The following is a 25,248-nucleotide window of genomic DNA, read 5'->3' as shown; positions in this document are numbered from 1 at the left end:
GGAAGGAAATTATTCCCGCAAACGCCAGCGAAATACGCCGTTGCCCACGCATACCGGCTCAAAGGCGCGCAGCCAGGTACACAGGGCGCAGAGCTGCCTGCGCGTCCGGTTGGGCGTGCCGTCCACGTAAAAGGTCATATAGGCCAGCTCTTCCGGGCGGTGGACCCGGGCCTGCCAGAGGGCGCGGGAGACGCTCTGTTTGACCGACGCGGCGGAGACCCGGTATGTGACACCCAGCCGGATGAACACTTCCCGGTCCGGTTCCCACCCCGCCAGGGCCCACTCCAGCGCGGTTTTGATGTACCGCCACCCCTGATAGCGGCGAGCGATCCCAAGGCAGGCTAGAACTACCTCGGCCTGGCGGTTTTTTTCAATTTCACAAGTTACGTCCATATCTATTTCACCTCTTGTTTTTTTAATTTATAGCTAGTTCAAATTTATACTCCATCTTAAATATAGTGTATAAAACCATAATTTTCAACAAACATCTAGTACAATTATAGAAAAGCTTTTTTGGGGGGTGGATATTGTGTTTGAAGAGCAATTGGCCCGCCGCCTCACTGCACTGCGGGAACAAAAGCAGGTATCCGCCCGCGAGATGAGCCTTGACATCGGCCTGAGCGAATCTTACGTCAACAACATCGAAAATCAAAAGATGCTACCCTCCATGCGTAATTTTTTCTACATTTGTGACTATTTCGGTATCACGCCCCGGGAGTTTTTCGATGATGAAACTCCCTGTCCCCAGCAGCTGCACCGGCTGATGGACGCTTTAAAGGCGTTGGACGCCAAGCAGCTGGATGCGCTCGTCAACCTCGCGGAACAAATGAAGCGCTAGAGCCGGCGGCCGGAACGGGCCCCGGCTCTGTTGTTTTCTGGGGGCGCCCGGCGGAAACGCGACCCCCCATTGACAGAATCGTCCAAAGGCTTCTATAATACTCTCTGTTGAATCAACCGCGCTGGGGTCGAACGGCCCTTTGGAACCGTCCGGATCGGATTCGGCCACGGCCGCAATGCGTATTTCCGCCGGCATGGCGCGCCATGCCGGCGAACGGCGCAGGATTTCCTGCGCGATGGAGGTGCATTTTTTGAAAAAGCTCCTGGCCCCCCTGGTGGGGGACGCGTCCCCGGTAACGGTGATCGGGCTGTGCAAGAACGCGGGGAAGACCACCGCCATGCGCCGCCTGATGGCGGAGCTGGAGGAGGAGTGCCTGGGCCTGACCTCGGTGGGCCGGGACGGCGAAGGCACCGACCTGGTGACGGGCACGGAAAAGCCCGACCTGTACATCAAAGCCGGCGACCTGTTCGCCACGGCCCGGGGCATGCTGCCGCTGTGCGACGTGACGGTGGAAGTGGCCCGCCTGACCGACGTGATGACCCCGCTGGGCGAGGTGGGCGTCTTCCGCGCCCTGTCCGACGGGTATATCCAGCTGGCCGGACCCTCCGCCGCCGGGCAGCTGCCGCCACTGTGCGAGGTATTTGCATCCCTGGGGGCGGACCGGGTGCTCATCGACGGGGCCGCCGGGCGCAAGTCGCTGGCCGGGGCCGGGATCGAGGGCGCCGCGCTTTTGTGTACCGGCGCTTCGCTGGACCGGGACATGGACCTTGTGGTGGCCGAGACCGCCCACACCTGCGCCCTGTTTGCCAGCCGCCGCCCGGAGCACCCCGCCCTCTGCGCCGCGCTGGACGCCTGCGCGTCCCGCTTTGCCCTGTTCACGCCCGAGGGCGCGCCGCTGGAGCTGCCTCTGGACGAGGCCGGCGCCCCCCGCTGGAACAAGCTGCCCCGCCGGCGCTGCGTGCTGTGGGCGGCGGGCGGGATCACCGACCCGCTGCTCAAGACCCTGGCCCGCCGGGGCGCGCCCCTGACCCTGGTGGCGGCCGACGCCACCCACGTGCTGGCCGGACGGGCGGCCTGGGATCTGTTCCTCCGCTCCGGCGGCGCCCTGGCGGTGCGGCGGGAGCTGACCATCGCCGCCGTGGCGGCCAATCCCTGGTCGGCCTACGGCTGGCATTTCGATCCCGATCAATTCGTCTCCGCCCTCCGGCGGGTCCTGGACCTGCCGGTGGTGAACGTGAAGGAGGAGTAACCATGGAACTGACTCACGAGCTGCGCGAACATTCCGGCCTGCAATGGGTGCTGGACCGGCTGGTCCCCCTGTCCCCCTTCGGCCGCGCCGCCGCCCGCGCCCCCCGGTGGTACGGCCCCGGGGAGGAAGCCGCCCTGGCCGACGAGCTGGACAATCTGGCCCTCTCCCTCTCGCTCTGGGACGCCAAGCAGCTCCCCGAGCCGGAGGAGCAGCCCTGCTGCTGCGACGCGCCCAAGGCCGTCCGGCCCAAGGAGCCCCCCCTGTGCGGCGTGACCCGCTGCCTGCCCCTGTTCCATGATATCCGCGGCAGCTTCGACCGGGACCCCGGCAACCCTTTTGACCTGGTGGAGCTGTTTGAGATCAAACATTTCCTGGTCACGCTGGAGCAGGTGCAGCAGGCCTACGCGGCCCTGCCCCCCTTTGCCGGGATCGCGTTCCCTCCCATGGACGCGGCCCTCGCCCTGGTGGACCCGGACGGCCGCCGCCTTCCCGCCTTTTCGGTGCTGAGCTCCTACCACCCCGGTCTCGGCCCCCTGCGCGAGCAGAAGGCCAGGCTGGAAAAGACCATCCGCGCCGCCTCGGAGGCGGAAAAGCCCGCCCTTCTGGAGCAGCGGCGGGAGCTGGCCGTGCGGGAGGACCAGCTGGAGCTGCTGGTGCGCCGGGACCTGACCTGCAAACTGATGGAATATAAGGCGGACTTTCTGGCCAACATGGACGCGCTGGGACGTCTGGACCTGATCTTCGCCAAGACCAAGCTGGCCCGGCGGTACGGCTGCCGCCGCCCCGTGTTCTCCCGGGACGGCTCCATCACCCTGCGCGGCCTGCGCCACCCCCAGGTGGCCGAAGACCTGCTTGCCCGCGGGGAAGCCTTTACCCCGCTGGATCTGGAACTGAACAAGGGCTGCACCGTGATCACCGGCGCCAATATGGGCGGCAAGACGGTCTCCCTGCGCTCCGTGGTGCTCTCCCTGCTCCTGTTTCAGTGCGGCTTTTTCGTCTTCGCGGAGGAGGCCCGCCTGCCCCTGTTCCACCATGTGTCCCTCATTCTGGCGGACAGCGGCCCCGGCGCGGGCGGCCTGTCCTCCTTCGGCAAGGAGGTCCACCTGCTGGACCGCCTGCTCCAGCACACCCGGGGCAGCTTCTTCTTTGTGGCGCTGGACGAGTTTGCCCGGGGCACCAACCCTCAGGAGGGGGCCGCCCTGGCCCGCGCCCTGGTGCGCCACCTGGGCACCCTGGACTGCGTGGCCCTGATGACCACCCACTACGACGGCGTGTCCGACGTGGCCACCGCCCACTATCAGGTGGCCGGGCTGGTACGGGAGATCGACGGGGACGAGCATGACGACCCCCGCCGCCGCATCGCCCGCCGGATGGATTACCGCCTGCTGCCCGCCCCTCCGGGAGCGCCCTGCCCCCGGGACGCCCTGCGGGTATGCCGCCTTTTGAAGCTGGACCCGGAGCTGATGGAGCTGTTCCAGGCCGACCTGTAGTTCGTTTTTTCTGTCAATTTTTTCAGCACAAATTTGTACAAAAAAAGTGTTGACAAATACCATGCTTTGGGATATATTGACTTCGTAAACAAGTAAATAACATGCATGGATAGAGGCGCGGAGCACAAGGTAACAGGCACGATGGCAAGGGCGGGCGAGCCCGATGCGGCCTGTGAATGTGTGCGCCGCCGAAGGGGGACGCGTACCGTACAACCCTCCCCCTGAGCCGTGGGCCCAGCGCTTACGGATTGTCATGAGTAACATGAAGCGCTATTTATGACGGACAGAGCCGAAGCACGGTCCTGTTGGTCATAAATAGCGTTTTTTGTTTTTGTGGAGCGCTGTCCCGTCGGTTTTTTTCCAGACGGGTCGGCGCGTACTTTTTTGGAGGAGGTATTTTATGGAAAAGCTCATCATTACAGCGGCCATCTGCGGCGCAGAGGTCACCAAGGAGCAGAATCCTGCCGTCCCCTATACCATCGAAGAGATGGTGCGTGAGGCCAAGAGCGCCTTCGATGCCGGCGCGGCCATCATCCACGTCCACGTCCGCTGGGACGACGGGACCCCCACGCAGGACAAGGAGCGCTTCCGCGTCATTATGGACGCCATCCGGGAAGCCTGCCCCGGCGTCATTCTGATTCCCTCCACCGGCGGTGCCACCGGCATGACCCCGGAGGAGCGCCTGCAGCCCACCGAGCTCTTCCCCGAGATGGCTACCCTGGACTGCGGCACCTGCAACTTCGGCGACGATATCTTTGTCAACGACATGCCCACCATGCGCGCGTTCGGCAAGCGGATGCTGGAAAACAACATCAAGCCCGAATACGAGTGCTTTGAGATCGGCCATCTGGACACCATCCTGACCATGGCCAAGAAGGGGCAGGTCCCCGGCGCGCCCATGCAGTTCAACTTCGTGCTGGGCGTTCCCGGCTGCACCCCCGCCACGCCGGGCCACCTGGATTATCTGGTCAAGATGATCCCCGCCGGCTCCACCTGGACCGCCACCGGCATCGGCCGCAACGCCTTTACGCTGGCCGCCGCCGCGATCGCCATGGGCGGCAACGTCCGGGTCGGCTTTGAGGACAACCTGAACCTTTCCCGCGGCGTTCCCGCCAAGAGCAACGGCCAGCTGGTGGAAAAGGTCGTGCGCCTGGCCAGGGAACTGGGCCGCGAGATCGCCACCCCCGACGAGGCCCGCGCGATCCTGTCGCTGAACAAGTAATCCACGGGAATTTCCCAACCGCACCCACAAAACACTCCCCAACCTGGAATCCCTTATTTCCCAAACTGGAACCCCAATCTCCCCAACCGAAAACCCGATTTCCCAAGCTGGAAACCCGATCTCCCCAACCAGGCAAAAACTCCCCAACCAAACGCAGCGCACAGACCCAATCTCCCCAACCAACGCACAGACCCAATTCTCCCCAACCCGAACTATCCCACAGACCGAACAATTGAAGCAGGAGGAATTTACTATGCAGAAAAAAGGCAACAAGTACGGCACCCACCGCGTCATTGAGCCCAAGGGCGTTCTGACCCAGGCGGCTTACAAAATCGACAACAACATGGACGAGATCTACTCCAATGAGATCCTGTGCAATGTGACCGCCCTGAACATCGACTCCGCCTCCTTCACTCAGATCTCCGACGCCTGCGGCGGGGACGAGCAGAAGATCGGCGAAATGATCATGGGCATCGTATCCGAGCGCGGCAAGCAGCAGAATCCCGTCACCGGTTCCGGCGGCATGTTCATGGGCAACGTGGCCAAGATCGGCGACGATCTGAAGGGCAAAATCGATCTGAAGGAGGGGGACAAGGTCGTCTCCCTGGTCTCCCTCTCCCTGACCCCCCTGAAGATCAACAAGATCAAGGCCATCCACAAGGAGATCGACCGTGTGGACGTGGACGCTCAGGCCATTCTGTTCGAGAGCGGCATCTACGCCAAGATGCCCGACGATATGAGCGAGCCTCTGGCCCTGGCCGCCCTGGACGTGGCCGGCGCTCCCGCGCAGGCCCGCAAGCTGCCCAAGGAGGGCGACGATGTGCTGATCCTGGGCGCCAACGGCAAGTCCGGCGTTCTGTGCGCTTACGAGGCGCTCAAGAAGGTCGGCCCCAACGGCAAGGTCGTCGGCGTTGTCCGCAATCCCAAGCAGGTCCAGGGTCTGATCGACCTGGGCGTCTACACCGACGTGATCGTGGCCGACTGCACCAAGCCCGTCGAGGTCATGGAGGCCGCTCTGGCCATCACCGGCGGCAAGGAGTACGATATCTCCATCTGCTGCGTGAACATTGAGAACTGCGAAATGGCCGCCATCCTGCCTGTCCGCGACGACGGTCTGGTCTACTTCTTCTCCATGGCCACCTCCTTCACCAAGGCCGCTCTGGGCGCCGAGGGCATCGGCAAGGACGTGACCATGATCGTGGGCAACGGCTACACCAAGAACCACGCCGAGATCACCCTGAACGTGCTGCGGGAGAATGCCAAGATCCGCAAGCTGTTCGAGGAGAAGTACATCTAATCAACAAGATACGGGGGAGCGGGCCGCGGCCCGCTCCCTTCCAAGCGGGAGGTGGACCCATGCAGAAAAAAGGCAATCGGTACGGCTCTCACCGGGTCATCGAGCCCAAGGGCGTCCTGACCCAGGCGGCCTACCGTATCGATAACAATATGGACGAGATCTACTCCAACGAGATCCTGGTGAACGTCTCCGCCCTGAACATCGACTCGGCTTCCTTTACCCAGATCGCCAACGAGGCCGGACACGACGATGAGAAAATCGGAGCCAAGATCCTGGAGATCGTGGCGGAGCGCGGCAAGCAGCAAAACCCCGTTACCGGCTCCGGCGGCATGTTTATGGGTACGGTCGCCCAGCTGGGCGACGATCTGAAGGGGAAGATCGACCTGAAGGAGGGCGACCGCATCGCCTCTCTGGTCTCCCTGTCCATGACCCCCCTGAAGATTAACAAGATCCTCGCGATCCACCAGGATATTGACCGGGTGGAGGTGGATGCCCAGGCCATCCTGTTCGAGTCCGGCCTGTACGCCAAGCTTCCCGACGACATGAGCGAGGAACTGGCTCTGGCCGCCCTGGACGTGGCCGGCGCCCCCGCCCAGACCCGCAAGCTGGTCAACCGGGGCGACAGCGTTCTCATCCTGGGCGGCGCGGGCAAGAGCGGCATGCTCTGCTGCTATGAGGCCATGAAGCGCTGCGGCGCTACCGGCCGCGTAGTCGCGCTGGTCATCAGCAACGAGGACGCACGCCTGCTCAAACGTCTGCGCCTGTGCCATGAGGCCATCGTGGTCAGCGCCACCGAGCCGGTGGCGGTACTGGAAGCCGCGCTGGAGGCCAACGGCGGGCAGGAATACGACGTGTCCATCTGCGTGGTCAACGTGAAGAACTGCGAGATGAGCTGCATCCTCCCCGTGCGGGACGGCGGCACCGTCTACTTCTTCTCCATGGCCACGTCCTTCACCAAGGCCGCTCTGGGCGCCGAGGGCGTAGGCAAAGACGTGACCATGATCGTGGGCAACGGCTACACCAAGGGCCACGCGGAGATCACCCTGAGCGAACTGCGTGAGAACGAGAAGCTGCGCTCCTATTTCCAGGCCAAATACGTCTGAGGGGGCGCGATCCCCCGCCCGCCGCAAAACGGCGGAACCTCTGTAAGGCGCCGGGGACCCGGCCCCGGTCCATCAAAATTATGTAGAAGGCGGTGCTCTTATTATGATCGAATCCCGTCGCCATATCCTGTTCCCCAACGTTTCTGATGAAGAGTGGAACGACTGGCACTGGCAAGTCAAAAACCGTATCGAGACCCTGGAGGACCTGAAGAAGTACGTGGAGCTCACCCCCGAAGAGGAAGAGGGCGTCAAGGCCTGCCTGGGCACCCTGCGCATGGCCATCACCCCCTACTATCTGTCTCTGATCCAGCCCGGTGATCCCCGCGATCCCGTCCGGCTGCAGGCCATTCCTACCGCCAAGGAGCTGCACCAGGCCGACTCCGACCTGCTGGACCCCCTGCACGAGGATGAGGACTCCCCGGCGCCCGGTCTGACCCACCGTTATCCGGACCGCTGCCTGCTGCTGATCACCGACCAGTGCTCCATGTACTGCCGTCACTGCACCCGCCGCCGCTTCGCCGGCCAGCATGACGCGGGCATGCCCGTGGATCAGGTGGATCAGGCCATCGAGTACATCCGCAACACCCCTGTCATCCGGGACGTTCTGCTCTCCGGCGGCGATGCGCTGCTCTGCTCTGACGAGCGCCTGGAGTACATCATCGCCAAGCTGCGCGAGATCCCCCACGTGGAGATCGTCCGCATCGGCTCCCGTACCCCGGTGGTCCTGCCCCAGCGCATCACGCCCGAGCTGTGCAACATGCTGAAGAAGTATCACCCCATCTGGCTGAACACACACTTCAACCACCCCAACGAGATCACCCCCGAGGCCGCCAAGGCCTGCGCCATGCTGGCCGATGCCGGCATCCCCCTGGGCAACCAGAGCGTGCTGCTGGCCGGCATCAACGACTGCGTGCACGTGATGAAGAAGCTGGTCAACGAGCTGGTCAAGATCCGTGTGCGTCCCTACTACATCTACCAGTGCGACCTGTCCATGGGTCTGGAGCACTTCCGCACCCCCGTCAGCAAGGGCATTGAGATCATCGAGGCTCTGCGCGGCCATACCTCCGGCTTCTGTGTGCCCACCTTCGTGGTGGACGCCCCCGGCGGCGGCGGCAAGACCCCGGTCATGCCGCAGTACGTCATCTCCCAGACGCCGCACAAGGTCATCCTGCGCAACTACGAGGGCGTCATCACCACCTACACCGAGCCCGAGCATTACGAGGAGACCTGCCAGTGCGAGTACTGCAAGGCCGAGCGCGAGGGCAAACGCAAGGTGGAGCTGATGGGTGTGGCCGGTCTGGAGCGCGGCCAGGCTCTGTCCATGGAGCCGGCCAATCTGGAGCGTCATAAGCGCTCCCACCACGAATAAGTACCTCCTCTCTCCTCCTGCGGGCGGGCCGCTGCTGCGGCGGCGGTCCGCTCCCCCCTTTTGACTGACACACAGAATGGAAGTGAGTGCATTTGGAATCCAAGCTGAATCTTGATTTTGATCTGGTGGCGCAGGCCCGCCAGCACGCCTCCCGGGTAGCGGACGATACCCAGCGTTTTATCGACGGCTATACTACGGTGGCCGTGGAGCGTACCATTTGCCGCCTGTTGGGCATCGACGGAGTGGACGAATCCGACGTTCCCCTGCCCAACGTGGTGGTGGAGCACCTGATGGACAAGGGTGCTCTGGCCCAGGGCGCGGCCTTCTGGCTGGGCAACGCCATGCTGGAGACCGGCAAGGACCCCCAGGCGATCGCCGAGGACATCGCCGGGGGCAAGCTGGATCTGACCGCTCTGAGCGCTCATGACGAGGCCGCCATCCACGACGTGATCGCCCCCATCGTTACGGATGCTCTGGCGCGCATCAAGGCCCGCCGTCAGCGCCGTGAGGACTTCATTGCCGCCCACGGAGGCGAAAAGCAGGGCCCGTGGATCTATCTGATCGTGGCCACCGGCAACATCTATGAGGATATTACGCAGGCGACCGCCGCCGCCCGCCAGGGCGCCGACGTCATCGCCGTCATCCGTACCACCGGCCAGTCCCTGCTGGACTACGTGCCCTACGGCGCCACCACCGAGGGCTTCGGCGGCACCTACGCCACCCAGGAGAACTTCCGCCTGATGCGCGAGGCCCTGGACAAGGTCGGCGAGGAGATGGGCCGCTACATCCGCCTGTGCAACTACTGCTCCGGCCTGTGCATGCCCGAGATCGCCGCCATGGGCGCCTTCGAAGGGCTGGACGTGATGCTCAACGACGCGTTGTACGGCATCCTCTTCCGCGACATCAACATGCAGCGCACCCTGGTGGACCAGAACTTCTCCCGCGCCATCAACGCCTACGCGGGCGTGGTCATCAACACCGGCGAGGACAACTACCTGACCACCGCCGACGCGGTGGAGGAGGCCCACACCGTTCTGGCTTCCCAGTTCCTCAACGAGCAGTTCGCCCTGCGGGCGGGCCTGCCGGAGGAGCAGATGGGTCTGGGTCATGCCTTTGAGATCGATCCCGATGTGGAGAACGGCTTCCTTTACGAGCTGGCTCAGGCGGAAATGGCCCGCGAGATCTTCCCCAACGCTCCGCTGAAGTACATGCCTCCCACGAAGTTCATGACCGGCAACATTTTCCGCGGCCATGTGCAGGACGCTCTGTTCAACATGGTCACCATCCTCACTGGCCAGAAGATCCATCTGTTGGGCATGATGACCGAGGCCATCCACACCCCCTTCCTGTCCGACCGCTTCCTGGCCATCCAGAATGCTCAGTACATTTTCCGCACCATGCAGGACTTGGGCAATGAGCTGGTCTTCAAGGACGGCGGCATCATGCAGAACCGCGCCAATGAAGTGCTGCACAAGGCTACCGACCTGCTGGCCCAGATCGAGCAGCTGGGTATCTTCGAGACCCTGGAGCGGGGCATCTTTGCCGACATCAAGCGCCCCCGCGACGGCGGCAAGGGCTTGGACGGCGTCGTGAGCAAGGCGCCGGGGTACTTCAACCCCTTCCTTGCGCCCATGATGAAAGGGGGTGCCGGCAAATGAGTTCCGGACTGTATCAAATCCGCGACAAGGACCTGGACACCACTCTGGACCTGACCCGGCTGAAACCCTACGGCGACACCATGAACGACGGCAAGGTGCAGACCTCCTTCACCCTGCCCGTTAAGGATGACGACAAGGGCGCGGCCGCCGCCGTGCTTGTCGCCCAGAAGATGGGCCTGGCCGACCCCAACGTGGCGCTGCGGCAGAAACTGGACGAGAACTTTACCTTCTACGTGGTCTACGGCTCCCTGACGCATACCATCAACTACAATGAGATCGTGGTCCAGACCGTTACCGACGAGGTCATGGACATGCATGAGACCGACAACTTCCTCAAAGAGCGGCTGGGCCGCAAAATGGTGGTCATCGGCGCCTCCACCGGCACCGACGCCCACACCGTGGGCATTGACGCCATCATGAACCGCAAGGGCTTTGCCGGGCACTACGGCCTGGAGCGCTACGAGATGATCGAAGCCTACAACCTGGGCAGCCAGATCCCCAACGAGGACTTCCTCCGTAAGGCCGCCGAGGTCAACGCCGATGTGCTGCTGGTCTCCCAGACGGTTACGCAAAAGGACGTGCACATCCAGAACCTGACCGAGCTCATCGAGCTGGCGGAGGCCGAGGGCGTGCGCGAGAAGTACATCTTCTGCTGCGGCGGCGCCCGTATTACCCACGCTCTGGCAAAAGAGCTGGGCTATGATGCCGGCTTCGGCGCGGGCACCTACGCCGACGACGTGGCCACCTTCTGCTCCAAGGAACTGGTCCGCCGCCTGGATAAATAGAGACCCACCTTTAAAAACGTGCGCTTCCTTTGGAAGCGCACGTTTTTTGCAAAGATGTTCCAAAAGACATGGCAAATTACCATACACAGCGGCCCCTCCTGTGGTAACCTGATCGTATCATACGATACAGTCAGGAGGCCGATCATGAAACGCAACATGTATGAATGGGTGGACTCGCTCAAGACGACCGCCCCCAAAAAGACGACTCCCGTGCTCTCCTTTCCCGCCGTGCAGCTCATGGGCGTCACCGTACGGGACCTGATCTCCAGCAGTGCGCTCCAGGCCCGCGGCATGGAGCTGGTGGCCCAGCGGGTCCCCTCCGGCGCCTCCGTGAGTCTGATGGATCTGTCGGTGGAGGCCGAATGCTTCGGCTCCCAGATCCGCTTCACGGACGACGAGGTGCCCACCGTAGTGGGGAGCATCCTCTCCGATGAGGCGGCGGCGGAAGCTCTGACCATCCCGCCCATCGGCGCGGGCCGCACCCGTATCTACATCGAGGCCATTGAGAAGGCCTGTACGTGCATCACCGACCGTCCCGTCCTGGCCGGAGTCATCGGCCCCTTTTCCCTGGCGGGCCGCCTGCTGGATGTGACCGAGGCTATGGTCTACTGCTACTCTGAGCCGGATATGGTCCACACCGTTCTGGAAAAGGCCACCTCCTTTCTGATCGACTATATCAAGGCCTACAAGGCCGTGGGCGCTCACGGCGTGGTCATTGCCGAGCCCTTGGCCGGCCTGCTCTCTCCCGCTCTGGCGCAGGCGTTCTCAGCGGATTACTGCAAGCGCATCGTGGATGCGGTGCAGGACGAGCATTTCATCGTGGTTTACCATAACTGCGGCAACACCACCATCCTCACCATCGATTCCATTCTTTCCGTAGGCGCCAAGATCCTCCACTTCGGCAACGCGATCGACATGGCTGAAATGATGCCCCACATCCCCTCCGACATCGTGGCCATGGGCAATGTGGACCCTGCGGGCGAGTTCCGCAACGGTACGCCGCAATCCATCCGTACCGCCACGCTGGCCGTTATGGAAAAATGCTGCAAATACCCCAACTTCGTCATCTCCTCCGGCTGCGATATCCCCCCCATGTCCAAGTGGGAGAATATTGACGCCTATTTTGCCGCCGTGGCGGAGTTCTACGCCCAATAAAACAGCTGGGCGCGGTCCTTTCGGACCGCGCCCAGCTGCAGTTCAATTCCCAAACAGCGCCAGAATGGCGGGCTTGAACTTTTCCCAATACCCCATAACGAAGATGATCAGTACAATAAAAGGCAGGACCCAGGTCATGTAAAAATGTACCCGGCTCGGGAATCGGATCCCTTTCCCGGTATCGCACTCCGCCAGGAAATTCTCCCAGCCCCAGCCCTTCCGGGACACGCAGAAGAGCAGATACACCAGCGAGCCCAGCGGCAGCAGGTTGTTGGACAAAATGAAATCCTCCAGATCCAGCACACTGGACCCCGCGCCGAACGGCTGAAAGCCGGACCACAGATTAAAGCCCAGCAGGCAGGGCAGCGAGAGCAGGAAGATCGCTACAAGGTTCACTAAAACCGCTTTTCTTCGACTCCAGCCGTATTTATCCATTGGAAACGTTATAATATTTTGGAACACGGCGATGACTGTGGACAGTGCCGCAAAGGACATAAACACAAAAAACAGCGCGCCCCACAGACGTCCGCCGGGCATGGAGTTGAACACATTGGGCAGGGTGATGAAAATCAGATTCGGACCCGCATCCGGCGTCACGCCAAAGGCAAACGCCGAAGGAAAAATGACCAAGCCCACCACAAAGGCCACAAACGTATCCAAGATGCCCACATTGATGGCCTCGCCGAACAGGCGCTGCTCCTTACCAATATAGCTTCCAAAAATGGCCATCGCCCCGATCCCCAGGGAAAGGGTAAAAAAGGCCTGCCCCATGGCGGCAAAGATGGCCTCTCCCAGTCGGAGGCTGCCGTCGGAGGCGTACATCAGGTGCCGGAAGTCGGGTTTGAGGTAGAACTCCAATCCTGCCGCCGCGCCGGGCAGCGTCACGGCGCGGACCACCAGCACGACCAGAATGACCAGCAGGCAGACCATCATAACTTTCGTGATCTTTTCCACACCGTTCTGCAGCCCAAGGGCACACACACCCATGCCCAGCAGCACCACGATCCCCATAAAGGCCAGCATTACGCCCGGCTGACCCATCAAAGTCCCAAACTGCTCCGCCACACCGGCCGTATCCAGCCCCACAAAGTCCCCCCGGGCCATCTTGACAAAATAGAGGATCATCCAGCCGGCCACGGTGGTATAGAACATCATCAGCATATAATTGCCCGCCATACCAAACCAACTGTACCAGTGCCATTTGCTCCCCTTAGGTTCCAGCACATGAAAGGACCCGGCGATGCTCCTCCGGCTGGCACGGCCCACTGCAAACTCCATAGCCATGATGGGCAGCCCCATGATCACCAGAAACACCAGATAGATCAGCACAAACGCTGCGCCCCCGTACTGCCCCACAATATAGGGAAAGCGCCACACATTCCCCAATCCGATGGCGCATCCGGCAGAAATCAGCACAAAGCCCAGCCGGGATGCAAACGTCTCTCTCTCGTTCAAGCATACCCCTCCTTGGATTGTTTGCAAGACACACTGCATCCAGCATAGCCGATTTTTCCCTTCCTGGCAACACAAAGGACCGTGCGGCTCAGCCGCACGGTCCTTTGTGTCCTCTCGTTTCAAAGCCAGTCGTCCACGACATCCCGCAGGGTGGCCGGTGTGACGGTATTGCGCCGGAGCAGCTCCATCAATGCGTCGATCCGAGTCACACTGACGGTGATGTGGGGGACGCAGGCCGTCTCCCCTTCTTCCCCCACCACCTTGACGCCGTAGCTTTCACAGGCGAAGCCGTCGCCCAATTCCATTTGGTCCACCAGGATATAATACGCGAAGGTATGGTTTGCTCCCGCCTCATCCTCCGTACGGCAGGTATCGACAAGCAGTTCCCTCATTTTGTGTACCTCCTCCCAGCGCTTCGGTTCGTAACTACATTATATAGTAATTTCCAGAATTTGCAAAGTGAATTCTATCGCATTCTTCGACACAATGGTCTTCATAATTTCTCAAATTTTGTTTTCTGTAAACCCATCTTTCAGATCTTGAAGTTTTTGGTCGAATCCAGTCGCTAACATTTTGATTTTTTGCCTATAATTTTGTATTGTTTTGTTTCTCTTCGCCTGCTATCATAGGCGCATACTGTAACACGAAGGAGGGTACGATGCGCTTTTTCCAACGGCTGGCCTCCATGCACCCGATCCCCCGCTATGTACTCACCCGCTGCGTGCTGCTGACCTGTGCGCTGCTCGCTTCCGCTCTGGTGCTTTTGGTATGGGCCGGCGGCTATACATATGAGACCGTATTGCTCTACGACTACGCAGAGCATTTGCAAACGATGGCTCTGATCGTGCTGGGTACCGGCCTGATCGGGGCAGTGCTTTTAGAGGACGTGCTGATCCGATAGTCTGAGGATATAAAACGGCGGCCCCCATACGGGGGCCGCCGTTTTATATCCGTTTTTACTTGCTTGCCTTGAGGGTGCGGATGGCTTCGATGAGCATGGGCGCGACCTTATAGAGGTCGCCGACAATGCCGTAGGAGGCCACTTCGAAGATGGGAGCGGACTCGTTCTTGTTCACCGCGATGATGCACTCGGAGTCCTGCATGCCCGCTTTGTGCTGGATGGCGCCCGAAATGCCCAGCGCCACGTAGATGCGGGGATGTACCGTCTTGCCCGTCTGCCCCACCTGATGGTCCGCGCTGATCCAGCCCGCGTCCACGCAGGCGCGGGACGCGCCCACGACGCCGCCCAGCACCCCCGCCAGCTCCTCCGCCAGCGCCAGGCCCTTCTCCACGTCCTTGCTGATGCCGCGTCCCACAGACACCACTACGTCCGCTCCGATCAGGTCCACCAGCTTCTTGGCCGCCTTCTTGACCTCCAGCACGTCCACATGGATATCCTCCCTGGACAGCTGCACGGCCACCTTCTCCACCACCGTCCTGGCGGCGCCCGCCTCGTCGTACGCCTGCGTCTGCATCACGCCGGGACGCACCGTGGACATCTGCGGACGGAACCGCGGGCAGATGATGGTGGCCATCAGGTGTCCGCCGAAGGCCGGACGGGTCATCTTCAGGTTGGTGTTCTCCTCGAACACCGTGTTGTCCACGTCGATGGTGGAGGTGGTCTTCAAAAACTCCTTGTACTTGGCCACGTCCACATCCAGGTGCGTGCAGTCGGCCGTCAGGCCCGTGTGCAGCCGGGCCGCGCACCGCGGGCCCAGGTCACGGCCGATGTTGGTGGCGCCGATCAGGAAGATCTCCGGCTTCTTCTCTTCCACCAGGTCGCAGATGACCTTGGTGTACGCGTCCGTCGTATAGACGTTCAGCAGCTCGTGGTCGCAGTAGTACACCTTGTCCGCGCCGTACCCGCCCAGCGCCTTCAGGTACTCCTCCTTCACGTTGTGCCCCAGCACAACCCCAGCCAGCTCCACGCCGAGGTCGTTGGCCAGCTTCCGCCCCTCGCTCAGCAGCTGGTAGCTCGTGCTCATGATCACGCCCTCGCGCTGCTCACAGAATACCCATACGCCCTTGAACGCCCCGGTGTCCTTGCTATTGAATTCAGCCATTTCCTGTCTCTCCTCTCTCTTAGATGATGTGCTTCTCGTCCAGCAGGCCCACCAGCTTGTCGACGGCGGCCTTGTCGGCCCCTTCGAGCATCATGCCGGCGCCTTTCACCGGGGGAGAGAAGGACTTATACACATTGGTCGGAGAGCCCTTCAGGCCGATGGTGTCCACGTCGATCAGCGGATCGTCCTTCAGCGTCTCGTAGTTGTAGACCTCCAGCGGCTTCTGATAGCACTCCATGATCCCGCCCACGCTCATATAACGGGCCGGGTTCAGCTCCTTCACGCACGTCAGCAGGCACGGCGTGGCCACCTTGATGGTCATGTACCCGTCCTCCAGCAGCCGCTTTACCGTCACCGACTTGCCTTCCACCGTGATCTCCGCCACGTAGGACACCTGCGGCACATGCAGCTTTTCCGCGATCTGGGGGCCGACCTGCGCCGTGTCCCCGTCGATCGCCTGCCGGCCGCAGAAGATGACGTCGTCCTCTTCCACCCCGATCTTCTTGATCGCCGCCGCCAGGATCTGGGAGGTCGCGTAGGTATCGCTGCCCCCGAACTCTCGCGCGGAGACCAGCACCGCCTCGTCGCACCCCATCGCCAGCAGCTCACGCAGCATCCCTTCCGCCGGAGGAGGTCCCATGGACACCACAACCACCTTGCAGCCCGTGGCGTCCTTGATCCGCAGCGCCGCCTCTACCGCGGCCAGATCGTCATGGTTGGTAATGGTCGCCATTGCCGCACGGTCCATGGTGCCGTCTTCCTTTACCGCCACCACCCCCGAGGTATCCGGGACCTGCTTGACACAAACGATTGCTTTCATATCGTATTTCTCCCTCCAGTTCCTTCTTAGTTCACGCCCAGGTTGGCAGAGATGACCATCCGCTGCACTTCGCTGGTGCCCTCGTAGATCTCCGTGATCTTCGCGTCGCGCATCATGCGCTCCACAGGGTACTCGCGGGTGTAGCCGTAGCCGCCGAACAGCTGCACGCACCGCCGGGTCACGTCGCTGGCCGTCTCCGCCGCCACCAGCTTCGCCATCGCCGCGTCCATGCTGTAGGGCTCGTGGTTCTGCTTCTTCATCGCCGCAGAGTATACCAGCCACTTGGCGGCCTCGGTCTTGGCATACATGTCGGCCAACTGGAACTGGGTGTTCTGGAACTGGGAAATGCGGCGGCCGAACTGGACGCGCTCCTTCGTGTACTTGATGGTCTCCTCAATGGCGCCCTCGGCCAGGCCCAGCGCCTGGGAGGCGATGCCGATCCGTCCGCCGTCCAGCGTCTTCATCGCGATGCTGAAGCCCTTGCCCTGCTTGCCCAGCAGGCGGTCGCCGGGGATCACGCAGTCCTCCATGATCAGCTCGCAGGTCGAGGAGCCCCGGATGCCCATCTTCTTCTCGTGCTTGCCCACCGAGAATCCCTTGTCCGTCCGCTCCACGATGAAGGAGGAGATCTCCTTCTTCTTGCGCCCCTTCTTATCCGTGGACACTCCGGTGATGGCGATGATGATAAACACGTTGGCATAGCCCGCGTTGGTGATGAAGATCTTCGAGCCGTTGAGCACCCAGTCCCCGTTCTCGTTCTTCACCGCGGTGGTCTGCTGCCCCTGGGCGTCCGTGCCGGCCCCCGGCTCGGTCAGCCCGAAGGCGCCGATCCACTCGCCGGAGCACAGCTTGGGCAGATATTTCTTCTTCTGCTCCTCCGTGCCGTTTTCAAAAATGGGCGCCGCGCACAGGGAGGTGTGGGCCGAGATGATAACCCCGGTAGTCCCGCAGACCTTGCTCATCTCTTCCACCGCCATGACGTAGCTCAGCACATCGGCCCCGGCTCCGCCGTATTCCTTTGGAAAATAAATGCCCATCATCCCAAGCTTGGCCATCTTCTTCACCGTCTCCTCGGGGAACGCCTCGTTCTCGTCCACCCACTCGGCCAGCGGCTTGACTTCGTTCTCCGCGAAGTCCCGATACATCTTGCGGAGCATTTCATGCTCTTTGGACAGGTGCAGATCCATTTGTTGCCTTCCTCCTAGATATGTATTTCAGAACGGGCGGGCGGGAGCGAACTCCCGCCCGTCGTAATGCGTGCGGTCAGGGAACTGCGTCGTTCCCGGTCTTACTTGGAGTAATCGAAGAAGCCCTTGCCGGTCTTGCGGCCCAGCTGGCCGGCGCGGACCATCTTGCGGATGAGCAGGGAGCAGCGGTACTTGGGATCGCCGGTCTCCTTGTACAGCGTGTCCATGATGGCCTGGCACACATCCAGGCCGATCAAGTCGCCCAGAGCCAGCGGACCCATGGGGTGGTTGGCGCCCAGCTTCATGGCCGTGTCGATGCCCTCTGCGCTGGCCACGCCGGTGTACAGCAGGTCGGCGGCCTCGTTGATCATGGGGATGAGGATCTTATTCACCACGAAGCCGGGGGCCTCGTTGACCTCCACGGGCTCCTTGCCGATCTCCACGGACAGCTCCCGAATGGCGGCGAAGGTCGCGTCAGAGGTCTTGGCCCCGCGGATCACTTCCACCAGCTTCATCACGGTGGCGGGGTTGAAGAAGTGCATCCCGATGAACCGGTCCTCCCGCTTGGTCGCCGCGGCGATGGCGGTGATCGAGATGGAGGAGGTGTTGGAGGCCAGGATGGTCTCGCTCTTGCAGATCTTGTCCAGCTCGGCAAAGATGCTCTTCTTGATGTCCAGATTCTCGATGGCGGCTTCCACCACCAGGTCCGCGTCCGCAGCCAGGTTCAGATCGGTCGTGAAGCTGATCTTTCCGGTGATGGCGGCCTTGCCCGCCTCGTCCAGCTTGCCCTTGGCCACCAGCTTGTCCAGCCCCTTGTTCAGACGGGCCTCGGATGCCTGAATGATCTCGTCCTTGATATCCCGGACCACCACGTCGAATCCCTTGCGGGCGAAGACCTGGGCAATATCCAGGCCCATCGTGCCGCCGCCGATCACTACGACTTTCTTCATATTATGTAACCTCCTTGTGTTTTGGGTGCGAAATTACTTGTTCTGGAAGTGCTTCTCCGCCCGCTTCTCCAAAAACGCGCCCATCCCCTCGTCCTTGTCCTGGGTGCCGCAGGTGACGCCGAAGGCCTCGGCCTCAAAGGAAGAGCCGGTATAGATATCGGTCTGCATGCCCTTGCGGATACACCGCTTGGACTCGCACACCGCGATCTGGGCGTTGGCGCAGATCGCTTCGGCCATCTCCATGGCCTTGCCCATCAGCTCCTCGGGCGGATAGACCTCGCTCACCAGCCCGATGGCCTTGGCCTCTGCCGCTCCGATGACCTTGGCGGTGAGAATCAGTTCCATCGCCTTGGAAATGCCCACGATACGGGGCAGACGCTGGGTCCCGCCAAAGCCGGGCGTGATGCCCAGGCCCACCTCGGGCTGGCCGAACTTGGCCTTCTCGCTGGCCAGGCGGATATCGCACGCCATGGACAGCTCGCAGCCCCCGCCCAAAGCGAAGCCGTTCACCGCCGCGATGACGGGCTTGCTCATATTCTCCAGCTTCAGGAACACATTGCCCCCGTGCACGCCGAACTTCTTTCCGTCGATGGAGGAAAACTCCTTCATCTCACCGATGTCCGCCCCCGCCACGAACGAGCGCCCCGCGCCGGTCAAAATCACTACGTAGATCTCGCTGTCCTGCTCCGCCTGATCGATGGCCGCGTCCAGGTCGGTCAGTACCGCGCTGTTCAGCGCGTTCAGCGCCTCCTGCCGGTCAATGGTCATTATGCCCACATGACCCTGCTTCTCCAGCTTCACAAATCCCATCTGTGCTGCCTCCTTACTTTCTGTACGGATTCCACAATATCTCGGCCCGTCGACCTATTATATCATGGGCAAAACGGCATGAAAAGCATTGTTTTTTTCCTGACGAACCGCTCGTTCGCTTTGTTATTTTTTTAACATTCCATACCTAAAATAGTATACCGCTTCTCTGTCAAACAGGCAAGGGGGCGTGCCGGAGAAATCCGTTAATTTTTTATCAATGATTATAGCAAAAATGCACAAAGCCCCTAAAAAAGGGCCCTGTGCATACCGGAAATATAGGCAAACTCTTCCGTTCGCTTTTTCATTCTAACGCAGCAAAGCGTTCTGCCCAGGCAGCTTGCGCGCCGGACTCCGGGCGCGTATCTCCGCTTTCCCGGTCCGCAGGCGAATCCGCCCTATCCTATCAGCCCGGACAGCCACTGGGCCGCCGGTAAGTACACCAGCGGCAGGAAGATCGCCGGGAGCATATTGCCTACGCGGATCTTTTCCTTGGGCAAGCCCAGCATATTGATCCCGATGCCCACGATGATCGTCCCGCCCACAGCACTCATCTCGGTGACGATTTCCGGCGCGATCCCCTGTCCCACCAGGGAAAAAATCAGGGTCAGCCCGCCCTGATACGCCAGGATGGGCAGGGCGGAAAACGCCACGCCGACGCCCATGGCGGCGGCAAAGGTAATGGATGTAACGCCGTCAATGACCGCCTTGGAGATGATAATATCATAATTGTGGTTCATGCCCGCCTCCATGGAGCCATTGATGGCCATGGCGCCCACGCAGAAGAGCACCGAGGCGTTGACGAAGCCCTCCACAAAGCGGTTGTTGCCCTCTCCCCGGATCAGCTTGCGCCGCAGCACCCCGCCCAGGCCGTCCATGCGCTTTTCAATATTCAGGCCCTCGCCGAGCAGGGTGCCAAGGACCATACAGATAATGACGCAGAGAGTATCGTTGGTTCTGATCATGTTGGAGATGCCGATGCCCAGGACGCATAAGCCCAGCGCGAACATCAGGCCAGAGGAAAAACGGGCGCTGATCCGGTTTTTAAAGATCAGCCCCAGAGCACTGCCCAGCAGCACCAAGATCACATTGATAACCGTTGCCAGCATACGTCTCTCCTCCACTTTTACACAGCAATGTATGAACGGCAGTATGATACGCTTTTTCTGCCTGTTTGTCAAACCGGCATTCCGGACAGCCCCTGCGAATAAGCTTGTAGAGTAAAGGGGGGCGCGTCTTGAAACTCGACCGCACATCCATGCTCTACGCTACCCTGGTGCTGACCGGCACCAGCCTTGCTTCCCAACTGCTGGGGTTTCTTTACCGTATCCTGCTCTCCCGGCTGATTGGGGCGGAGATCATGGGGCTTTATCAGCTCATCATGCCGGTCTATTCCGTGGTCATGTCCATCACTGCCGTCGGTTTGACGGTAGCGATGTCCAACCTGTCCTCGGAGTACCATGCCCTCGGCAACCGCCTGGCCATCGCCCAGGTGCTGCGCCGGTGCCTGGCGGCTTTTTTGATCCTGTTCTCTCTGGTGGCGGCGGTAACCGCTTTGCTCTATGACCCCATCTCCGTCTATCTGCTGGGAGACGCCCGCACGCAGCTGGGCCTGCTCCTGCTGCTGCCCTGCATCCTGCTTACCGGAGTGGAAAATCTGCACAAGCACTTTTTCTACGGCACCGGCAACATCCGCCCCCCCGCCGCTGTGGAGCTGTGCGAGCAGCTGATCCGCACCGGGGCGGTGCTGGGCCTGCTGGTGGTCTTTCTGCCCCAGAACCCGGAACGCACGGTGGGTCTGATCGTGCTGGGCATGATCTGCTGCGAGGTTTTTTCCGCAGCCGTGCTCTTCCTGCTGGCCCGGCGGCAGCTGAACCGGGCAGGCGGGCTTCCCGGCACGCCCCTGCGCCCACGGGCGCTGGACCGGCGCATTGCCGCCATCGCCCTGCCAATCGGCATGACCGCTCTGCTGGGCAATCTGATGGGCTCGGCCAACGCGGTGCTCATTCCCCAGCGTCTGGTTGCCGCGGGCGCCCAGGTCTCCGAAGCCATGAGCGCCTTCGGCGTGCTCTGCGGCATGACGATCCCCATGCTCTATCTGCCCACCGCCTTCATCGGGGCGCTTGGCCTGGTGCTGGTGCCCAAGCTGGCCGAAAGTACCGCCCTGGGCCGCTCGGGGCAGGTCCAGCGGCGGGTGGACCGCTCGATGCTGGCCACCTCAGTGCTCATCCTGCCCTGCATGGCCATTTTGGTGGTGCTGGGACCCATGATCGGGGTCTACCTCTTCCGGGAGCCCACGGTGGGTGAGTACATCCTTCCGCTGTCCGTAGGGGTGCTGTGTTCCTGCTATCAGTCGGTGCTCTCCGGAGCGCTCAACGGCGTGGGCCGGCAGAGCGCCGCCGCCCGCAACTCGATCCTGTGCGGCGTGGTGCAGTTGGGCTGTACCTTCTTTCTGATGGGCCTGCCGGGCGTTGGCCTGCGGGGATACGTGGCCGGGTTCGTGGCCAGCGCGGTACTGGGTATGCTTCTCAACTGGCTTCAGGTGCGAAAGGCAACGGGCCTAAGGCTGCAGATCTTCCAGTGGTGCACCGCGCCCGCCCTCTCCGCCGTATTGATGGCCCTGGTCGTCAATCTGCTCTTTCACGTCCTGCTGGACGCGGGCCTGGACGGCCGCTGGGCCGTGGCGGCCTGTATCGCCTTCGGAGCAGTGCTCTACCTGGCCGCTCTCCAGGCCCAGGGCGTGCACCTGCGCCGGCTCTTCCGGCTGCACGGGTAGGCAGAGGCATAGTTTACGGCGGCCGCTCCCCTTTGCAGGCGTCCGCCGGAGCACCGTATATAAAGAGGAGGGCCGCGGCAGACGCCGCGGCCCTCCTCCTGCTTTTCCGGCCCGCCGCTCCAGTACATCAGGCGCTTCCGGCCCGCATGACTTGTTCAGAAAGCCTCCCGGTCCTACGCTTCCATCAGCTCCCGCAGCAGCGGTTCGAATTGTACCCCCTCCAGCACCGGGGTCCCCAGCGCCAGGGTGTGCCGGGCACAGCGCTGGACGAATTCCACCGCCTTCCGGACGCCGGAGCACAGCGCTTCTCCCCGGAGCAGGCTGCCCAGCACCACGCTGGCAAACAGATCGCCCGTCCCCGGGAAGTGGGCCGGCTCCTGCCGGGCCATGGCAAACCCGGTCCGGCCATCCGCGGCGTCGAAGTATCCCGCGCCGATCTCTCCCCCGGTAAAGCTCAATCCGGTGAGCACCACCGACCGCCTTCCGTCCCGGCTCAGCCGTTCCAGCCAGGCCCGCGCCGCCGTCTCGCTCCCTGGTGCGTCGGCATACTCCTCCCCCAGCAGCAGGGCGGCCTCGGTCAGGTTTGGGGTAATCACATCGGCCAGGGCGGCCAGTTCCCCCATCGCGCGGCACATATCGGGGGTGTAAGTGCGGTAAGGTCTTCCGCCGTCTCCCATCACCGGGTCGCACAGCACCACGGTATCCGCGCCCCGAAAGCGCTCATAAAACCGGCGGATGGCGGCGATTTGTCCCGCCGAACCGATAAAGCCGCTGTAGACGGCGTCCAGCGCTACGCCCAGCGCGGCCCAGTGCTCCTGCGTCTGCTCCAGTTCCCGCGTCAGGTCCAAAAACGCCGCTTTCCCCAGCTCAGGAAACGCTGTGTGCGCGGAGAGATAGGCGGTGGGCAGCGGGCAGCACTGGGCCCCCATGGCCGAAAGCACCGGCAGCGCCACGGTCATGGAACAGCGGCCAAATCCTGAAATATCCTGAACGGCGGCCACCCGTGGGGCTCGTTTCATGGCGGCTCCTCCTTTTTCGTCGTCTGATCGCCTCTCATTATAGCCGTTTCCTCGCCGGAGCGCAATTGACTTTTTCCCGTCGGGATGATAAACTGAATATTAATCTGCGCAGGTATGGCGGAATTGGCAGACGCGCGGGATTTAGGTGCTGTCCCCTTAGTGAAAGATTTCATCACCTGCGCAATACCTGCTCATCCGAAACAATGGAATATGCGCCTGTGATGGAATTGGTAGACATGCGAGATTTAGGTGCTGTCACCTCAGTGTAAGAATTTCCAATCAACCAAGCAAAAGCGGGCGTGGCCTGTTTTTATAGACGCGGATCAAGCGCAACGCTCCGCCTCGGGCATCCCCTCCCCGAGTAAAAGTAGAGGGCAAAACTGAATATGCGGGTATGATGAAATTGGTAAACATGCTGGATTTAGGTTCCAGTGCCGCAAGGCTTGTGGGTTCGAGTCCCACTACCCGTACCAAGCGCTGCTGGCATCCCAGCAGCGCTTTTCTATAATCTCATTGTCAAATTATAGGGCATAGTGTAAGATAACTATGATCAGAGAGAAGGTGTTATTTGATGGAAAAAAACTTGGACCATTTGACCTCCGAGGAAATTGAGACTTTAATGCAACGATATTATGCTGGTGAGTCTGTTTCCAAATTAACAAAAGAATATGGCATCTCTGTACGTAGTTCAAACCTATACAAGTTATTTCCACCGGAAGTTTTCCCTAATTACATTTGTGAGTATTGCGACGAGCCTTTAGTAATTAATCGTCCATCAAAAACCATGAAGAATCTCCCAAAATATGAGCGAGACTTATACTGTCCAGTCTGTGGGCACAAGCCGTTTCAAACTCATTGTAATTGCGAAAATTGCCAGGAAGAAGAAAGAAATCTTCAAATGGAGCGGCTGCAGCAGATTGAAGAAGTATATTCCAAGCCACGGACACCAGTCGATTTCGCATCTCTTTCTTTTGAAAACAAAGTGTTTTTAGGCGCTATTTGTAGAGCTTTACTCAAAGAAAACCTTTATGAAATTGCACCATTTTCTAATTCGGAAGTAATTTTGACGCCTACGGACATTTTACGCAAGAAGCTATACTCAAGCTTAATTCACAACCAAGTCATAGCGGTGAGTCCGCAATCTCCGTTGGATGCGTTTGATATCGATAGTGAAGATTTTCCAAATACCTTCTATACCTATAGAGTCACCTATTTCTTAAATCTAATTTTCCCAGCAAATAAGCAGGATCTATTTACCGAAATATTAGACCCTAGTTACTATTGCCCGGAGAATGCAGACGAAGCAGTTATACTGTGGAAGGAGATTGCAGTTGCTGAATGTATAGAGTATTTACAGTATCAATTAGACAAAGTAAACTTTGAATTTACCCCAGGTGAGAAGACTTATAAAACATTTGATATCATTCTAAATGACTTTTCTGTATCACAAATTTATGGAATTATTTGGCGTGCGGTGGCTGATGCATCGAAACTGTATCTTGAGAAAGGAATTAGTAAAAAGCATGCGGCAAACAGTGTTATTGGAGCCTGTGAGCGATATGCCGAGCGTGCAAAAATTAATGGGTGGGATTTAACGCAGTACAATCGCATTAAGGATCTACCCCAAAGCGTACTCTCATTATTCTATTTTAATCGTGTACTTGGCATTGGTGAAATGGGATTTAGGGTTCCTCCAACAATTGTTTAAGCCTACCAATTTCCTTTTAAGTATTCCATGGAAATATCATCGATTTCTTGCTCTAACTTTTAAAATTTTTCCTGTAACGCAAAAATATGGGCGTCGAGTATTGGTTTCCTCGGCGCCCATATTTCAGTTTTCCGCCATATAATTACTATTCCTCGGAGGAATACTCTTCTACCAGATTGATAAGGTAAAATAAGTTGCGCAAATATAAAAGAGGATAAAAAGAGACATGGTTTGCAGAACTCTGGTAGAATGAAGTTGCGACACACCATTCTGAAAGGAGTCTGTAAACCATGTCCG

General features: G+C 60.3%; 23 protein-coding genes, 1 tRNA gene and 1 riboswitch. Of the genes, 14 read left to right on the top strand and 10 right to left on the bottom strand.

Annotated features, from left to right (window positions below; genetic code table 11):
- Nucleotides 1-9: 9 nt before the first annotated feature.
- Nucleotides 10-393 (bottom strand): hypothetical protein, encoded by a 384-nt coding sequence (locus H8S57_RS10730; RefSeq protein ID WP_186908085.1) that lies wholly within the window; start codon nt 391-393, stop codon nt 10-12.
- 127 nt (nt 394-520) lie between these two features.
- Here H8S57_RS10730 and H8S57_RS10725 point away from each other — a divergent pair, with 127 nt between their 5' ends.
- The 10 genes from H8S57_RS10725 to H8S57_RS10680 all read left to right on the top strand — a co-directional run bounded on the left by H8S57_RS10725 (nt 521) and on the right by H8S57_RS10680 (nt 12,166).
- Nucleotides 521-838, top strand: coding sequence for a helix-turn-helix domain-containing protein (locus H8S57_RS10725; protein WP_369807614.1), 318 nt, complete (start codon nt 521-523; stop codon nt 836-838).
- Between the two features lie 250 nt (nt 839-1,088).
- Complete coding sequence (kamB, locus tag H8S57_RS10720; RefSeq protein WP_186908084.1) at nt 1,089-2,087, top strand: lysine 5,6-aminomutase reactivase subunit KamB; 999 nt, start codon at nt 1,089-1,091, stop codon at nt 2,085-2,087.
- A 2-nt stretch (nt 2,088-2,089) separates the two neighbouring features.
- Nucleotides 2,090-3,577, top strand: coding sequence for a lysine 5,6-aminomutase reactivase ATPase KamC (kamC, locus tag H8S57_RS10715; protein WP_186908083.1), 1,488 nt, complete (start codon nt 2,090-2,092; stop codon nt 3,575-3,577).
- A gap of 102 nt (nt 3,578-3,679) precedes the next feature.
- Nucleotides 3,680-3,858, top strand: a riboswitch (Lysine riboswitch).
- Nucleotides 3,859-3,977: 119 nt separating this feature from the next.
- Nucleotides 3,978-4,799, top strand: a complete 822-nt coding sequence (gene kce, locus H8S57_RS10710) for a 3-keto-5-aminohexanoate cleavage enzyme (protein ID WP_186908082.1) — start codon at nt 3,978-3,980, stop codon at nt 4,797-4,799.
- 253 nt (nt 4,800-5,052) lie between these two features.
- On the top strand, nt 5,053-6,096 hold the full coding sequence (gene kdd, locus H8S57_RS10705) for an L-erythro-3,5-diaminohexanoate dehydrogenase (protein ID WP_186908081.1): 1,044 nt from the start codon (nt 5,053-5,055) through the stop codon (nt 6,094-6,096).
- Nucleotides 6,097-6,155: 59 nt separating this feature from the next.
- Nucleotides 6,156-7,199, top strand: a complete 1,044-nt coding sequence (gene kdd / locus H8S57_RS10700; protein ID WP_186908080.1) for an L-erythro-3,5-diaminohexanoate dehydrogenase — start codon at nt 6,156-6,158, stop codon at nt 7,197-7,199.
- A gap of 103 nt (nt 7,200-7,302) precedes the next feature.
- A complete protein-coding gene (gene kamA / locus H8S57_RS10695; protein ID WP_186908079.1) occupies nt 7,303-8,568 on the top strand; it encodes a lysine 2,3-aminomutase in 1,266 nt (421 codons plus the stop codon).
- Between the two features lie 92 nt (nt 8,569-8,660).
- Nucleotides 8,661-10,226: a lysine 5,6-aminomutase subunit alpha gene (kamD, locus tag H8S57_RS10690; protein ID WP_186908078.1), complete on the top strand. Its 1,566-nt coding sequence runs from the start codon at nt 8,661-8,663 to the stop codon at nt 10,224-10,226.
- Nucleotides 10,223-11,011 carry a lysine 5,6-aminomutase subunit beta gene (gene kamE, locus H8S57_RS10685; RefSeq protein ID WP_186908077.1) on the top strand — a complete coding sequence of 263 codons (789 nt, stop codon included), beginning with the start codon at nt 10,223-10,225 and terminating at the stop codon, nt 11,009-11,011. Before kamD ends, kamE begins: the two co-directional genes overlap by 4 nt.
- Before the next feature lie 144 nt (nt 11,012-11,155).
- Complete coding sequence (locus H8S57_RS10680; RefSeq protein WP_186908076.1) at nt 11,156-12,166, top strand: uroporphyrinogen decarboxylase family protein; 1,011 nt, start codon at nt 11,156-11,158, stop codon at nt 12,164-12,166.
- 42 nt (nt 12,167-12,208) lie between these two features.
- Here H8S57_RS10680 and H8S57_RS10675 read toward each other — a convergent pair whose 3' ends face one another.
- Nucleotides 12,209-13,621, bottom strand: a complete 1,413-nt coding sequence (locus H8S57_RS10675; protein WP_243204788.1) for a sodium-dependent transporter — start codon at nt 13,619-13,621, stop codon at nt 12,209-12,211.
- Between the two features lie 119 nt (nt 13,622-13,740).
- The gene (locus tag H8S57_RS10670; RefSeq protein WP_186908074.1) at nt 13,741-14,013 is read right to left on the bottom strand and encodes a DUF6514 family protein; all 273 of its coding nucleotides are present in this window, start codon (nt 14,011-14,013) and stop codon (nt 13,741-13,743) included.
- A 266-nt stretch (nt 14,014-14,279) separates the two neighbouring features.
- Here H8S57_RS10670 and H8S57_RS10665 point away from each other — a divergent pair, with 266 nt between their 5' ends.
- Nucleotides 14,280-14,522, top strand: coding sequence for a hypothetical protein (locus H8S57_RS10665; RefSeq protein ID WP_186908073.1), 243 nt, complete (start codon nt 14,280-14,282; stop codon nt 14,520-14,522).
- A gap of 55 nt (nt 14,523-14,577) precedes the next feature.
- On the opposite strand, the gene acrA is transcribed toward H8S57_RS10665, so the two are convergent.
- The 6 genes from acrA to H8S57_RS10635 form a co-directional block, all read right to left on the bottom strand.
- Nucleotides 14,578-15,684 carry an acryloyl-CoA reductase electron transfer subunit beta gene (acrA, locus tag H8S57_RS10660; protein WP_186908072.1) on the bottom strand — a complete coding sequence of 369 codons (1,107 nt, stop codon included), beginning with the start codon at nt 15,682-15,684 and terminating at the stop codon, nt 14,578-14,580.
- Nucleotides 15,685-15,703: 19 nt separating this feature from the next.
- The gene (gene acrB, locus H8S57_RS10655; protein WP_186908071.1) at nt 15,704-16,504 is read right to left on the bottom strand and encodes an acryloyl-CoA reductase electron transfer subunit gamma; all 801 of its coding nucleotides are present in this window, start codon (nt 16,502-16,504) and stop codon (nt 15,704-15,706) included.
- A gap of 26 nt (nt 16,505-16,530) precedes the next feature.
- Complete coding sequence (locus H8S57_RS10650) at nt 16,531-17,691, bottom strand: acyl-CoA dehydrogenase (RefSeq protein WP_186908070.1); 1,161 nt, start codon at nt 17,689-17,691, stop codon at nt 16,531-16,533.
- A gap of 101 nt (nt 17,692-17,792) precedes the next feature.
- Entirely contained in the window at nt 17,793-18,641 is an 849-nt protein-coding gene (locus H8S57_RS10645; protein ID WP_186908069.1) for a 3-hydroxybutyryl-CoA dehydrogenase, read from the bottom strand.
- A 33-nt stretch (nt 18,642-18,674) separates the two neighbouring features.
- Complete coding sequence (locus tag H8S57_RS10640; protein ID WP_186908068.1) at nt 18,675-19,451, bottom strand: enoyl-CoA hydratase-related protein; 777 nt, start codon at nt 19,449-19,451, stop codon at nt 18,675-18,677.
- A 395-nt stretch (nt 19,452-19,846) separates the two neighbouring features.
- Nucleotides 19,847-20,557 carry a DUF554 domain-containing protein gene (locus H8S57_RS10635; protein WP_186908067.1) on the bottom strand — a complete coding sequence of 237 codons (711 nt, stop codon included), beginning with the start codon at nt 20,555-20,557 and terminating at the stop codon, nt 19,847-19,849.
- Nucleotides 20,558-20,685: 128 nt separating this feature from the next.
- Here H8S57_RS10635 and H8S57_RS10630 point away from each other — a divergent pair, with 128 nt between their 5' ends.
- A complete protein-coding gene (locus H8S57_RS10630) occupies nt 20,686-22,224 on the top strand; it encodes a putative polysaccharide biosynthesis protein (RefSeq protein ID WP_243204787.1) in 1,539 nt (512 codons plus the stop codon).
- Between the two features lie 173 nt (nt 22,225-22,397).
- Here the strand turns inward: H8S57_RS10630 and H8S57_RS10625 are convergent, their stop codons facing one another.
- A complete protein-coding gene (locus tag H8S57_RS10625; protein WP_186908066.1) occupies nt 22,398-23,243 on the bottom strand; it encodes a pyridoxamine kinase in 846 nt (281 codons plus the stop codon).
- Between the two features lie 388 nt (nt 23,244-23,631).
- Here H8S57_RS10625 and H8S57_RS10620 point away from each other — a divergent pair.
- Both H8S57_RS10620 and H8S57_RS10615 read left to right on the top strand, forming a co-directional pair.
- Nucleotides 23,632-23,716 (top strand) — tRNA-Leu (locus H8S57_RS10620).
- A 98-nt stretch (nt 23,717-23,814) separates the two neighbouring features.
- Entirely contained in the window at nt 23,815-24,951 is a 1,137-nt protein-coding gene (locus H8S57_RS10615; protein ID WP_186908065.1) for a helix-turn-helix domain-containing protein, read from the top strand.
- The last annotated feature ends 297 nt before the right edge of the window (nt 24,952-25,248 follow it).

This window comes from Lawsonibacter hominis, from assembly GCF_014287895.1.
In the GTDB taxonomy this organism is placed as follows: Bacteria; Bacillota; Clostridia; order Oscillospirales; family Oscillospiraceae; genus Lawsonibacter_A; species Lawsonibacter_A hominis.
This window is presented reverse-complemented; position numbering and strand designations above follow the sequence as displayed.

Bases quoted from the DNA above. Each gene is read 5' to 3' on its own strand.
- H8S57_RS10635 (WP_186908067.1), bottom strand. From the start codon at position 20,557: ATGCTGGCAACGGTTATCAATGTGATCTTGGTGCTGCTGGGCAGTGCT.
- kdd (WP_186908081.1), top strand. From the start codon at position 5,053: ATGCAGAAAAAAGGCAACAAGTACGGCACCCACCGCGTCATTGAGCCC.
- kdd (WP_186908080.1), top strand. From the start codon at position 6,156: ATGCAGAAAAAAGGCAATCGGTACGGCTCTCACCGGGTCATCGAGCCC.
- kamA (WP_186908079.1), top strand. From the start codon at position 7,303: ATGATCGAATCCCGTCGCCATATCCTGTTCCCCAACGTTTCTGATGAA.
- H8S57_RS10665 (WP_186908073.1), top strand. From the start codon at position 14,280: ATGCGCTTTTTCCAACGGCTGGCCTCCATGCACCCGATCCCCCGCTAT.
- H8S57_RS10730 (WP_186908085.1), bottom strand. From the start codon at position 393: ATGGACGTAACTTGTGAAATTGAAAAAAACCGCCAGGCCGAGGTAGTT.
- H8S57_RS10650 (WP_186908070.1), bottom strand. From the start codon at position 17,691: ATGGATCTGCACCTGTCCAAAGAGCATGAAATGCTCCGCAAGATGTAT.
- acrA (WP_186908072.1), bottom strand. From the start codon at position 15,684: ATGGCTGAATTCAATAGCAAGGACACCGGGGCGTTCAAGGGCGTATGG.
- H8S57_RS10615 (WP_186908065.1), top strand. From the start codon at position 23,815: ATGGAAAAAAACTTGGACCATTTGACCTCCGAGGAAATTGAGACTTTA.
- kamC (WP_186908083.1), top strand. From the start codon at position 2,090: ATGGAACTGACTCACGAGCTGCGCGAACATTCCGGCCTGCAATGGGTG.
- acrB (WP_186908071.1), bottom strand. From the start codon at position 16,504: ATGAAAGCAATCGTTTGTGTCAAGCAGGTCCCGGATACCTCGGGGGTG.
- H8S57_RS10645 (WP_186908069.1), bottom strand. From the start codon at position 18,641: ATGAAGAAAGTCGTAGTGATCGGCGGCGGCACGATGGGCCTGGATATT.
- kce (WP_186908082.1), top strand. From the start codon at position 3,978: ATGGAAAAGCTCATCATTACAGCGGCCATCTGCGGCGCAGAGGTCACC.
- H8S57_RS10640 (WP_186908068.1), bottom strand. From the start codon at position 19,451: ATGGGATTTGTGAAGCTGGAGAAGCAGGGTCATGTGGGCATAATGACC.
- H8S57_RS10625 (WP_186908066.1), bottom strand. From the start codon at position 23,243: ATGAAACGAGCCCCACGGGTGGCCGCCGTTCAGGATATTTCAGGATTT.
- H8S57_RS10680 (WP_186908076.1), top strand. From the start codon at position 11,156: ATGAAACGCAACATGTATGAATGGGTGGACTCGCTCAAGACGACCGCC.
- H8S57_RS10670 (WP_186908074.1), bottom strand. From the start codon at position 14,013: ATGAGGGAACTGCTTGTCGATACCTGCCGTACGGAGGATGAGGCGGGA.
- kamE (WP_186908077.1), top strand. From the start codon at position 10,223: ATGAGTTCCGGACTGTATCAAATCCGCGACAAGGACCTGGACACCACT.